At 70.8% G+C, this 11,862-nt stretch carries 12 protein-coding genes; 5 read left to right on the forward strand and 7 right to left on the reverse strand.

Annotation, left to right across the window (positions count from 1 at the left end; all coding sequences use genetic code 11):
• Position 1: 1 nt before the first annotated feature.
• The 4 genes from fdhD to thiS all read right to left on the reverse strand — a co-directional run bounded on the left by fdhD (position 2) and on the right by thiS (position 4,534).
• Positions 2 to 853, reverse strand: a complete 852-nt coding sequence (gene fdhD, locus ACO2Q3_RS10420) for a formate dehydrogenase accessory sulfurtransferase FdhD (protein WP_423306501.1) — start codon at positions 851 to 853, stop codon at positions 2 to 4.
• On the reverse strand, positions 850 to 3,162 hold the full coding sequence (locus ACO2Q3_RS10425) for an FdhF/YdeP family oxidoreductase (protein WP_423306502.1): 2,313 nt from the start codon (positions 3,160 to 3,162) through the stop codon (positions 850 to 852). The genes fdhD and ACO2Q3_RS10425 overlap by 4 nt, the downstream gene beginning before the upstream one ends.
• A 380-nt stretch (positions 3,163 to 3,542) precedes the next feature.
• A complete protein-coding gene (locus ACO2Q3_RS10430) occupies positions 3,543 to 4,334 on the reverse strand; it encodes a thiazole synthase (RefSeq protein ID WP_423306503.1) in 792 nt (263 codons plus the stop codon).
• The gene (thiS, locus tag ACO2Q3_RS10435; RefSeq protein ID WP_423306504.1) at positions 4,334 to 4,534 is read right to left on the reverse strand and encodes a sulfur carrier protein ThiS; all 201 of its coding nucleotides are present in this window, start codon (positions 4,532 to 4,534) and stop codon (positions 4,334 to 4,336) included. The genes ACO2Q3_RS10430 and thiS overlap by 1 nt, the downstream gene beginning before the upstream one ends.
• A gap of 94 nt (positions 4,535 to 4,628) precedes the next feature.
• On the opposite strand from thiS, the gene ACO2Q3_RS10440 reads away from it, so the two are divergent.
• The 4 genes from ACO2Q3_RS10440 (at position 4,629) to aat (ending at position 7,638) form a co-directional block, all read left to right on the forward strand.
• Positions 4,629 to 5,069: a type II 3-dehydroquinate dehydratase gene (locus ACO2Q3_RS10440; RefSeq protein WP_423306505.1), complete on the forward strand. Its 441-nt coding sequence runs from the start codon at positions 4,629 to 4,631 to the stop codon at positions 5,067 to 5,069.
• Between the two features lie 57 nt (positions 5,070 to 5,126).
• Positions 5,127 to 5,612, forward strand: a complete 486-nt coding sequence (gene accB, locus ACO2Q3_RS10445) for an acetyl-CoA carboxylase biotin carboxyl carrier protein (RefSeq protein WP_423306506.1) — start codon at positions 5,127 to 5,129, stop codon at positions 5,610 to 5,612.
• A 3-nt stretch (positions 5,613 to 5,615) separates the two neighbouring features.
• Positions 5,616 to 6,959: an acetyl-CoA carboxylase biotin carboxylase subunit gene (gene accC / locus ACO2Q3_RS10450; RefSeq protein ID WP_423306507.1), complete on the forward strand. Its 1,344-nt coding sequence runs from the start codon at positions 5,616 to 5,618 to the stop codon at positions 6,957 to 6,959.
• Positions 6,960 to 7,044: 85 nt separating this feature from the next.
• On the forward strand, positions 7,045 to 7,638 hold the full coding sequence (gene aat, locus ACO2Q3_RS10455) for a leucyl/phenylalanyl-tRNA--protein transferase (RefSeq protein ID WP_423306937.1): 594 nt from the start codon (positions 7,045 to 7,047) through the stop codon (positions 7,636 to 7,638).
• On the opposite strand, the gene ACO2Q3_RS10460 is transcribed toward aat, so the two are convergent.
• Together ACO2Q3_RS10460 and ACO2Q3_RS10465 are read right to left on the reverse strand one after the other, a co-directional pair.
• Entirely contained in the window at positions 7,590 to 8,267 is a 678-nt protein-coding gene (locus ACO2Q3_RS10460; protein WP_423306508.1) for a DUF2155 domain-containing protein, read from the reverse strand. The genes aat and ACO2Q3_RS10460 overlap by 49 nt on opposite strands.
• The gene (locus ACO2Q3_RS10465; protein ID WP_423306509.1) at positions 8,252 to 8,650 is read right to left on the reverse strand and encodes an NADH:ubiquinone oxidoreductase subunit NDUFA12; all 399 of its coding nucleotides are present in this window, start codon (positions 8,648 to 8,650) and stop codon (positions 8,252 to 8,254) included. Before ACO2Q3_RS10465 ends, ACO2Q3_RS10460 begins: the two co-directional genes overlap by 16 nt.
• A 217-nt stretch (positions 8,651 to 8,867) precedes the next feature.
• Between ACO2Q3_RS10465 and ACO2Q3_RS10470 the strand changes: the two genes are divergently transcribed.
• Entirely contained in the window at positions 8,868 to 9,836 is a 969-nt protein-coding gene (locus tag ACO2Q3_RS10470) for an SDR family NAD(P)-dependent oxidoreductase (protein ID WP_423306510.1), read from the forward strand.
• A gap of 249 nt (positions 9,837 to 10,085) precedes the next feature.
• Here the strand turns inward: ACO2Q3_RS10470 and ACO2Q3_RS10475 are convergent, their stop codons facing one another.
• Positions 10,086 to 11,855, reverse strand: coding sequence for an ATP-binding protein (locus ACO2Q3_RS10475; RefSeq protein WP_423306511.1), 1,770 nt, complete (start codon positions 11,853 to 11,855; stop codon positions 10,086 to 10,088).
• Between the last annotated feature and the right edge of the window lie 7 nt (positions 11,856 to 11,862).

Genomic DNA, 11,862 nt, shown 5'->3' on the forward strand with positions numbered 1-11,862 from the left:
CCTATAGCGCGAGCCGGTGGGGATGGGTGAAGACCTCGAAGCCGTCGGCCCGGGCGATGGCGGCCAGGGTGATGTTGGCCTGGTCGGCCGCCTCGACAGCCAGGGCGCTGGGGGCCGAGACGGCGACCAGCACCGGCGCGCCGATCATCGCCGCCTTCTGCACCAGCTCGATGGAGACCCGGCTGGTCAGCATCAGCAGGCCCTCGCCAATCGCCGGGCGCCCGCGCTCTCCGGCGCGGGCCAGGGCGCCGATCAGCTTGTCGAGGGCGTTGTGCCGGCCGACGTCCTCGCGCAGGGCGACCAGACCCAGCCCCGGCCGCCAGAAGCCGGCGGCGTGCACGGCGCGCGTCTCGGCGTTCAGCACTTGCGCCGGCGCCAGCGTCGCCAGCGCCTCGGCCACCTGCGCGGCGGTGAAGCGTGGCTCGGCCGCCACCCGCGGCAGCGCCCGGCGCGCCTCGGCCAGGCTTTCGACGCCGCACAGGCCGCAGCCGGCGGGACCGGCCATGTGCCGGCGCCGGGCGACGAAGGCTTCCCGCCGCGCCGCCGACAGGCCGATGCGCAGATCGACGCCCAGGGGCTGGACGGCGATCTCCAGGCTCTCGATCTCCTCGGCGTCGCCGATCAGCCCCTCGCTGAGCGAGAAGCCCACGGCGAAGTCCTCCAGGTCGCGCGGCGTCGCCATCATCACCGCCTGGCTGGTGAAGTCGTAGGTGAAGGCGATGGCGGCCTCCTCGGCCAGCACCCGCACGCCGGACACCGGCTCGCCATGGCGGACGCCGACGCGTGGCGCGGCCCGGCTGGCCGGCGGCGGCGCACGCTCCCCGGCGGCGGACAGGGCGGCGCGCGGGCTCATGCGGCCGCGGACGAGCGCCGCACGGTCACCGGCGCCGACTTGTAGGACGGGGTGCCGCTGACGGTGTCGTACTGTTCCAGGGCCACCAGCACATTGGCCTCTGGGTAGTAGGCCGCGGCCGAACCGCGGGCGATCTCGTAGGCCACGGCGGTGTAGCCGCGCAGGGCCCGCACCGGCTCGCCCGGCCGCTCCGGCACGGTCTCGACGTCGACCACGTCGCCGTGCGCCAGCCCCGCGGCCTGCAGATCGTGGGCGTTGAAGAAGATCACGTCGCGCCGGCCGGTGACGCCGCGATAGCGGTCGTCCAGGCCGTAGATGGTGGTGTTGTACTGGTCGTGGCTGCGCACCGTGGTCAGGATCAGCACCGGCCCGCCGGCGGCGTCCGGATCCTCCTTCAGGCCGGGATAGGTCAGGAACTGCGCCTTGCCCGAGGGCGTGTTCCACACCCGGTTGGAGGCGCCGACCGTGAGGCGGAAGCCGCCAGGCCTCGCCACGCGGTCGTTGAAGTCGTGGAAGTCGGGGAACACCTCGGCGATCTTCTCGCGGATGCGGCCGTAGTCGGCCACCAGGTGCGGCCAGTCGACCTTGCTGTCGGCGATCGTCGCCATGGCGATGCCGGCGACGATGGCCGGCTCCGAGCGCAGCTGGTCGGAGGCCGGCTTCAGGCCGCCGCGCGAGGCGTGGACCATCGACATGGAGTCCTCCACCGTCACCGCCTGCGGCCCGCCGGCCTGTTCGTCGACCTCGGTGCGCCCCAGGCAGGGCAGGATGATCGACTCCTCGGTGGCCAGCAGCAGGTGCGAGCGGTTGGGCTTGGTGGCGATATGCACCGCCATTTCCAGGCCGCGCATGGCGGGGAACACCGCCTCAGGATCGGACATCGCCACCGCCAGGTTGCCGCCCAGGCTGACGATCGCCTTGGAGCGGCCGTCGCGGATGGCCATGATCGCCTCGACCGCGTTGTGGCCGTGCTTGCGCGGCGCGGTGAAGCCGAACACCTTCTCCATCGCCGAGGACAGCGCCTCGCTGGGGATCTCGGTGATGCCGACGGTGCGGTCGCCCTGCACGTTGGAGTGGCCGCGCAGCGGGCAGATGCCGGCGCCCGACCGGCCCATGTTGCCGCGCAGCAGCAGCAGGTTGGCGATCTGCTGCACGTTGGCGACGCCGTGCCGGTGCTGGGTGATGCCCATGCCGTAGCAGACGATCACGCTCTTGGCGGCGCCGTAGACCCTGGCCGCGGCGGTGATGTCGCCGCGCGACAGGCCGCTGGCGCGCTCGATGGCGTCCCAGGAGACGGTCTCCAGGTCGGCGATGAGGGCGTCGACGCCCTGGGTGTGGTCGGCGATGAAGCCGTGGTCCAGCACCCCGGCGCCGCCCGCCGCCCGATCCTCGGCGTCGGCCTCGAGCAGCACCTTCATCATCCCCTTCAGCGCGGCGATGTCGCCGCCCACCTTGACCTTGTAATAGGCCGAGGCCAGCGGGGTGGAACCGAGGGTCAGCATCTCCACCGGGTCCTGCGGCGCGGCGAACCGCTCCAGTCCGCGCTCGCGCAGCGGGTTGAACACCACGATCGGCACGCCCCGCTTCGACGCCGCCCGCAGGGTCGTCAGCATGCGCGGATGGTTGGTGCCGGGGTTGTGGCCGATGCAGAAGATGGCGTCGCAGGCGTCGAAGTCTTCCAGCGTGACCGTGCCCTTGCCGACGCCGATCGACACCGGCAGCCCGACGCTGGTGGCCTCGTGGCACATGTTCGAACAGTCGGGGAAATTGTTGGTGCCGAACTCACGCACGAAGGTCTGGTAGAGGAATGCCGCCTCGTTGGAGGCGCGGCCGGAGGTATAGAACTCGACGCTGTCGGGGTCCTGGGCGCGCAGGGCGGACAGCTTGCGGCCGATGCGGGCGAAGGCCTCGTCCCAGGCGACCTCGACGAAGCGGTCGCTGGCCTTGTCGTAGGCCATCGGGTGGGTCAGCCGCCCGGCGCCCTCCAGAGCGTGGTCGGTCCAGTCCCACAGTTCCGACACGGTGTGCTGGGCGAAGAAGTCCGGCGAAGCGCGCTTGGCGGTCGCCTCCCAGGTCACCGCCTTGGCCCCGTTCTCGCAGAACTCGAACGACGAGGTGTGCTTGGGGTCCGGCCAGGCGCAGCCGGGGCAGTCGAAGCCGTGCGGCTGGTTCATCTGCAGCAGGGCGCGGGCGTTGCCCGGCGCCTGGATCTGCTCCTTCAGCGCCACCGCCACCGCCTGCAGCGCGCCCCACCCGCCGGCCGGGCCCTCGTAGGTGCTGATGCCCTCGATGTCGTCGTCCTGGGCCATGGGGTCCTCCTACGCAGCACTCTGGGCGCGATCCGACGCCCCGCATGGCCCAAGGTCAAGCCCGACGCCAGCGCCGTTGCTAGAACGTTTTCAGCCTCGGACGGCTGTTGGGGCTGGCGCGGGTCCCCGCCTGCTTCACCTCTTGCCGTCATCCTCGGGCGTAAGTCCCGAGGATCCATGCGCACGTGAGAGCGATTGGCGCGCTTCGCAGGGCGCGCCACGGCGCAGCGGTTGCCGCGTGCTTTCGCCGACAGCACACTGCGTCGCTCCGCTGCCGCTCGCGACCTCAACTCACGTGTTCATGGATCCTCGGGACTTACGCCCGAGGATGACGGTGTGTTGCTGTTGGCGTGGCCTCGCCGTGCGACGCGGCCTGCCGCCTAGATCAGCCCCGCCAGCGGCGACGACGGGTCCGCGTAGAGGCGGCGCGGCATGCGGCCGGCCAGGTAGGCCTCGCGGCCGGCGATTACCGCGTGCTTCATGGCCCGGGCCATGCGGATCGGATCGCGGGCCTCGGCGATGGCCGTGTTCATCAACACAGCGTCGCAGCCCAGCTCCATGGCGATCACCGCGTCGGAGGCCGTGCCCACGCCGGCGTCGACCAGCACCGGCACCTTGGACTGTTCGATGATCAGACGGATGTTGACGCGGTTCTGGATGCCCAGGCCCGAGCCGATCGGCGCGGCGGCCGGCATGATCGCCGCGGCCCCGGCCTCCTCCAGCTTCTGGCAGTAGACCGGGTCGTCGGTGGTGTAGACCATCACCGAGAAGCCCTCCGCCACCAGCATCTTCAGCGCCCGCAGCGTTTCCTCCATGTCGGGCAGCAGGTGCCTGGTGTTCGACAGCACCTCCAGCTTGACCAGGTCCCAGCCGCCCGCCTCGCGCGCCAGGCGCAGGGTGCGCACGGCGTCCTCGCCGGTGAAGCAGCCGGCGGTGTTGGGCAGGTAGGTGAAGCGGTCGGGCTTCACGTGGTCGACCAGCATCGGCTGGCTGGGGTCCGACAGGTTCACCCGGCGCAGGGCCACGGTGACGATGTCCGCGCCCGCGGCCTCGGCGGCGGCGGCGTTCAGCGCGTAGTCCTTGTACTTGCCCGTGCCGACGATCAGGCGCGAGCGAAAGGTGCGGCCGGCGACCGTCCAGGTGTCCTCGTCCGCCATCTGCGATCCGTCCATCAGCCGCCTCCGATAAAGTGCACGATCTCGATCCGGTCGCCGTCGGCCAGGGGCGTGGCGCCATAGGCCGAGCGCGGAACAATTTCCAGGTTGCGCTCGACCGCCACCTTGCGCGCGTCCAGGCCGAGACTGGCCACGAGGTCGGCGATCACGCCGACGGCCTCGAAGCTGCGTTCCTCGCCGTTCACCGTCAGCCGCATGGTCCTGGCCGTCCGCTCCTCAAGCTGTCGTCGCCCGCCTTGTGAGCCCGAGCGCCGGACGATACAAGACGCGCGAACCGGGCGGCGGAGCTGAATGTCGAAACCGATCTATGTGCTGAGCGGGCCCAACCTCAACCTGCTGGGGGTCCGCGAGCCCGAGATTTACGGCCGCCAGACCCTGGACGACGTCCGTGTCCTCTGTGAGGCGCGCGCGGCGGCGTTCGGCCGTCAGGTGGTGTTCCGGCAGAGCAATCACGAAGGCCAGCTGATCGACTGGGTGCAGGAGGCCCGCACCGAGGGGGCGGCGGTGGTGATCAACCCCGCCGGCTACGGTCACACCTCCGTGGCCCTGCTGGACGCCCTGAAGACTCTGTCTATACCGGTCGTCGAGTGTCACCTGTCGAATCCGGCCGCGAGGGAGGACTTCCGCCGCTCGACCTACGTTTCGCTCGTCGCGGCCGGCATGGTCTCCGGGTTCGGCGGGGCGAGCTATGAACTGGCCGTCGAGGCGGCGTGCGGCCTCGCCGCCGCCTGAACACCCGACATCACCTCCGACATCTGAACCCGGGCCCAGCAAGAAGGTTATCTGTACATGGCTACTCCCAAGGCGCCCGCCGAACCCATCGACGCACGTCTGGTGCGCAAGCTGGCCGACATCCTGAACGACACCAACCTGTCGGAGATCGAGGTCGAGCGCGGCGAGCTGAAGATCCGCGTCGCCCGCACCATCGCCGCCCCGGCGGCGGTCTACGCCGCCCCGCCGCCGCTGGCCGCCGCGCCGGCGCCCGCGCCCGCAGCCCCCGCCGCCGCGCCGGCCGCCGCCACCGAAGCGGCCCTGCCCGCGGGCGAGGTGGTGAAGTCGCCGATGGTCGGCACCGTCTACCTGCAGCCGTCCCCGGGCGCTTCGCCCTTCGCCAAGGTCGGCGACCGCGTCGAGGCCGGCCAGACGCTGATGATCATCGAGGCGATGAAGACCATGAACCCGATCGCCGCGCCCAAGGCCGGCGTGCTGGTGGAGTACCTGGTGACCGATTCCCAGCCCGTCGAGTTCGGCGAGCCTCTGGTGGTGATCGGCTAGCCCGTGTTCGACAAGATCCTCATCGCCAACCGGGGCGAGATCGCGCTGCGGGTCCACCGGGCCTGCAAGGAGATGGGCATCTCCACCGTGGCCGTGCACTCCGAGCGCGACCTGTCGGCCATGCACGTGCGGCTCGCCGACGAGAGCGTCTGCATCGGCCCGGCTCCGGCGTCCAAGAGCTATCTCAACATCCCCTCGATCATCGCCGCCTGCGAGATCACCGGGGCGCAGGCGATCCATCCCGGCTACGGCTTCCTGTCGGAGAACGCCCGCTTCGCCGAGATCGTCGCGGCGCACGGCTACACCTTCATCGGGCCCAAGCCAGAGCACATCCGCATCATGGGCGACAAGATCTCGGCCAAGCAGGCGGTGAAGGCGGCCGGCATCCCGGTGGTGCCCGGCTCCGACGGCGCGCTGGAGACCGAGGCCGAGGCCATGGCCGCCGCCGAGGAGATCGGCTTTCCCGTGCTGATCAAGGCCGCCGCCGGCGGCGGCGGGCGCGGCATGAAGGTGGCCAAGAGCCGCGAGGACCTGGCCGAGGCGGTCGCCACCGCCCGGGCCGAGGCCAAGGCCGCGTTCGGCGACGACGCGGTCTACATGGAGCGCTATCTCTCCACGCCCCGGCACATCGAGCTGCAGGTGATCGCCGACGCCTTCGGCAACGTCTGCCACCTGGGCGAACGCGACTGCTCGCTGCAGCGCCGCCACCAGAAGGTGCTGGAGGAGGCGCCCTCCCCGGCCATCGACGCGGCCGCCCGCGAGAAGATCGGCAAGGTGGTGGTCGACGCCATCAAGGCCATCGGCTACCTGGGCGTCGGCACCATCGAGTTCCTGTACGAGAACGGCGAGTTCTTCTTCATCGAGATGAACACCCGCCTGCAGGTGGAGCACCCGGTCACCGAGGCGATCACCGGCATCGACCTGGTGCGCGAGCAGATTCGCATCGCCGCCGGCATGCCGCTGTCCTTCCGCCAGGAGGACATCGTCTTCGAGGGCCACGCCATCGAGTGCCGGATCAACGCCGAGAACCCGCGCACCTTCACCCCCTCGCCGGGGCTGATCACCGACTTCCACGCCCCCGGCGGCCTGGGCGTGCGGCTGGATTCGGCGATCTACGCCGGCTACGCGATCCCGCCCGACTACGACAGCCTCGCCGGCAAGCTCATTGTACACGGCCGCGATCGTGTGGAATGCATAGCCCGGCTGAAGCGGTGTCTGGATGAAATGGTGGTCGGAGGCATCGAGACCACCATTCCGCTGTTCCAGGATCTTCTGGTGGATCCGGATATTCTGGAAGGGCGTTACAACATCCACTGGCTTGAGCATTGGATCGCGGCGCAGGGATGATCCCTTCGCCGAACGGCTTGGGGGGGTCTTGGACGGGTTTTCGGCCGACGATCTGATCGCCTGCTACCGTCGCGGCGTGTTCCCGATGGCTGATGCGCGCCATGATGACCGGGTGTTCCTGGTCGATCCCGCGCGCCGAGGGATCATCCCCCTTGATGGGTTCCACTGCCCGCGGCGCCTGCAGCGCACGGTCCGCTCGGGACGCTTCGACGTGCGCGTCGACACCGCCTTCTGCGAGGTGATCGACCTGTGCGCCGCCGCGCGGCCGGGGCGCATGGAGACCTGGATCAACGGGCCGATCCAGAGCCTGTGCCTGGAACTGTTCGACCGCGGCAAGGCGCACAGCGTCGAGGCCTGGCGCGACGGACGCCTGGTGGGCGGGCTCTACGGCATCTCGGTGGGCGCGGCCTTCTTCGGCGAGAGCATGTTCAGCCTGGAGCGGGACGCCAGCAAGGTGGCCCTGACGCATCTGGTGGCCAGGCTGAAGGTCGGCGGCTACCGGCTGCTCGACGCCCAGTTCATCACCGACCATCTGGCCGGGCTGGGGGCGGTGGAGATCTCCCGCGCCGAATACGGCCGACGCCTGGGCGACGCGGTCGGCCAGCACGCCGACTTCCTGAAGATGAACCTCTACGCTGGCGGGACGGAGGCGCTGCAGGCGATCAGCCAGGCGTCGTAGACCGGGTGCTCGAAGGGGTGCAGCCCCGGGGCCGTGGAGAACATCCAGCCCTTGTAGACCTGCTTGGTGGGCGGCGGTTCGTGGCCGGGGACCGGCCGCGGCTGGCTCTCGACGACGAGGTAGGCGGCCGCCTGCGGCTGCGGATCATCCAGGCCGGTCGTCTCGCAGGCCTTCACCGTGAACACCAGGTTCTTGTAGCGGATCCGCCGGCCGATCGGCGCCTCGAAGCGCATGGTCTCGGCGGTCACCTTGTCCAGCGCCTGCAGGATGGCGGCGGGGCTGCGCAGCGGCTTGGGCGGCTCCGGCGGCTTGTCCGGCGCGGCGGTGCTGGCCGAGGCTCGCGGCTTGGCGGCCACGCTGTCGGCGTCGTCCGCGGTGGCGTCGGTGGCAGGGCGCAGGCCCGGGGAGGCGGCCGGCGCGGCGCTCGGGGCCGGCGCCGGCGGCGAGATCACCGTCGGGGCGGCGGGCGCGGGATTGTCGTCGGGCGCGGCCGCGCCGCCGGCCGGCTGCTGCGCCCACACCAGGCTGGAGACCGCGAGGGTGGTCCCCGCGAACGCCACGGCGATCCCGGCGAAAAACTCCGCGCGGCGGCGACGCGCCGCCCGGCGCTCGGCTATTCCGGAGTCCACGGCTGGTAGTCCCCCGTGGCCTTGGCGCGTTCGCCGCCGCGGGCGATGGCCCCCTTGGGCCGCCAGGCCCAGATGGTGCCCGTCAGGTTCGGCTGATGGTCCTTTTCCCACGCGCGGCGGGTCAGCGGCGCGGTGGTCGGCGGCTCGGCGAAGGTGTGGTGCAGCCAGCCATGCCACTCGGCCGGCACCTTGGAGGCGTCGGCGTAGCCCTTGTAGATGACGTAGCGGCGCTTGCGGCCCTTGTCGTAGCTGCCCTTGTCGGTGCGCGCTTCGAAATAGCGATTGCCGAAGTCGTCCTCGCCCACGAAATTGCTGCTGCTCTTGATTTGGTTGTTGGCGCCGATCGTGGCGCCGTTCCACCAGGTGAAGATGGCTTTCAGCACAGTCGCGAGAATCCAAACAAAGGCCTGAGCGCTTATAGGCGCCCCGCCCCCTCCCCGTCCAGCGAACCGGCGCCGCATCGCCCATGCGCCGCACGCTTTACGCCACGTCGCGGATGACCGGCGCGGCGCCCTCCGCTATGGGTTGAGCCATACCGGATCATCGAATTTCGGCAGACCACAGGGACCCACTGGGCTCCGCAGGGACAAGGGAAGCGCCATGAAGGATTTCGCCGGCAAGATCGCCGTCATCACCGGGGGCGGCACGGGCATGGGCCGCGAGCTGGCCCGCCAGCTGGTCGCCGAGGGCGCGAGCGTCGCCATGTGCGACGTCTCCGCCGGCAACATGGCCGAGACCCAGCGCCTGTGCCAGCAGGACGCCCGCCAGGGGGTGAAGATCACCACCCACGTGGCCGACGTCTCCATCGAGGACCAGATGAACCGCTTCCGCGACGAGGTCGCGCAAGCGCAGGACACCGACCACATCCACCTGTTGTTCAACAACGCCGGCATCGGCGGCGGCGGCTCGATGATCGCCTCCAGCCGCGCCGAGTGGGAGCGGACGTTCAACGTCTGCTGGTACGGGGTCTACTACGGGGTGCGCGCCTTCATGCCGATGCTGCTGAAGGCCAGCGAGGGCCACATCGTCAACACCTCCAGCGTCAACGGCTTCTGGGCCTCGCTCGGGCCGAACGTGCCGCACACCGCCTACAGCGCCGCCAAGTTCGCGGTGAAGGGCTTCACCGAGGCCCTGGTCAACGACCTGAAGGTCAATGCCCCGCACCTGAAGTGCTCGGTGGTGATGCCCGGCCACATCGGCACCGACATCGTCGCCAACTCGCGCAAGGTGCTGGCCGGCAACGACAGCGACACCCTGTCGGGCGAGGAGCTGGCCCGCTCGCGCGAGATGCTCAAGCGCTTCGGCATGGACGTCGGGGCGATGTCGGACGACCAGATCCAGGCCCTGTCGGCCGAGCGCGCGCGCCGCTTCCACGACGACGCCCCCACCAGCGCCGCCCAGGCGGCGACCATCATCCTCGACGGGGTGAAGGCCGAGACCTGGCGCATCCTGGTCGGCGAGGACGCCCAGAAGCTCGACGCCGCCGTGCGCCGCGCCCCCGAGCACGCCTACGACGCCGACTTCTTCGAGCGCTTCAACAACGAGGTCGGCTGGCGGCTGGGGCAGTAAGGCCGTCCCTCACTTCGAACCACGAACCACACGAACCACACGAACGGATTCCGCTCCCGCCATCCCGGTCAGCCCGGCGAAGGTGGAGGCCCAGGCATGACTCGCCTGCGACAGGAGGCCTGACCCCCAGGGTATGGCGCACGATCCAATGAGTGGAAGCTTTTGCCTGAGCCCGGGCCTTCGCCGGGGTGAGCGGTGCGAGTGGACGTGTTCGTGTGGTTCGTGTGGTTCGTGGTCAAAAGAACCAAGCTAAGATCCGACGGCCCTGACGGCGCGCGCGCCAGCCTCCCCGCCCCCATCCAGCACCCGCTCCATCGCCGCCACCAGCTCGCTCACCTGGATCGGCTTGGCGACGAAGCCGTCCATGCCGGCGGCGGCGTATTCGGCCTGATGGTGGGCCATGGCGTTGGCGGTCAGCGCCAGGATCGGGACCCGGGGAGCGCCAGCCGTCGCTTCCTCGGCGCGGATGGCGCGGGCGGCGCTGGGGCCGTCCATCACCGGCATCTGCACGTCCATCAGGATCAGGTCCCAGCCGCCGCAGGCCGCCGCCCGCACCGCCGCGGCGCCGTCGCCGACGATCTCCAGGCTGACGCCGAGCTGCTCCAGCAGGGTGCGCAGCACGGTCTGGTTCATCGGATTGTCCTCGGCGGCGAGCACCTTCAAGCCTTCGCACTCGGCCTCGTCCGCCGGCGCCAGAGCGGCGACCGCGGCCGGCGCGGCGCGTTCGGCGCGGCGCAGCGGCAGGCGCAGGGTGAAGGTCGAGCCCTCGCCCCCCACGCTCGCCGCCGTGATCGTGCCGCCCATCAGCTCCGCCAGCTCGCGGCAGATCGCCAGCCCCAGTCCGGAGCCGCCGTACTGGCGGGTGGTGGAGGCGTCGGCCTGCACGAACTTCTCGAACAGGGCGCCCAGCCGCTCGGCGGGGATGCCCGGCCCGGTGTCGGCCACCGTGGCGACCACGTCCGCGCCGTCCACCGCCAGGGCGACGCGCACGGCGCCGCGGGCGGTGAACTTCACAGCGTTGGAGACCAGGTTGAACAGGATCTGCCGCACCCGCGTCGGGTCGCCGCGCCAGGCGCCCGCCGCCTGCGGCGCGATGTCGAGCACGAAGTGGATGTCCTTGTCTGCGGCCAGGGCCATGAAGGCGTCCTGGGCGTCGCGGGCGGCGGCGGCCATGTCGATGACGCCGTCCTCCAGCTCCAGACGGCCGGCCTCGATGCGCGACAGGTCCAGCAGGTCGTTCAGCAGGCGCAGCAGGGTCTCGCCGCCCTGGCGGATCACCGCCAGCCGCTCGCGCTGCATCTGCGGCAGGTCCTCGCGCGCCATGGCCTGGGCCATGCCGATCACCCCGTTCAGCGGCGTACGGATCTCATGGCTCATCGTCGCCAGGAATTCGGACTTGGCGGCGTTGGCGGCCTCCGCGGCGGCTCGGGCGCGTTCCAGGTCCGCCGTGGTCCGCGCCAGCAGTCGCGCGGCGCTGATGTTGCGGCCGCCCGACAGCGCCGCATAGATGGTGAACAGGCACACGCCGAACACCGTGGCGAGTTGCACCGGCCCGGTGAACTTCGGCCAGATCAGCGGGCTGGCCACCATCACCGCGCACACCGGCGCGGTGAACATGCCGAACGCCAGGGGTGAGCGGAACGCGAAGCTGATCGCGTTGGCCAGCAGCGCCGCCCACACCAGCAGGGCCAGGAACCGCCCGCCGAGCGGCTCGGCGTTCCAGAACATGACGCTCAGCGCCAGCCAGACCGAGCAGCCGCTCAGGGCGGAGGCCATGTAGCCCAGCCGGTTCCATCGGGTCAGAGGCCGCCCGCGAGCGTGCGGGCCGGTGGCCAGCCACATCCAGCCCTCGGCCGCCAGCACGCCGGCGCCCCAGAGCCCCGCCGCGCGCTGACCGAACATCGCCAGCACCAGCAGGATCACCACGCAGGCCGCCGCCAGCCGTCCGACGCCCAGCTTGCGGGAGTCGAGGGCGACGAGGTCAAGCTGCTCCAGTGGGGGGAAGACAATACGCGTCATGGGAACC

This window comes from Caulobacter sp. KR2-114 (assembly GCF_049446115.1).
Lineage (GTDB): Bacteria > Pseudomonadota > Alphaproteobacteria > Caulobacterales > Caulobacteraceae > Acaudatibacter.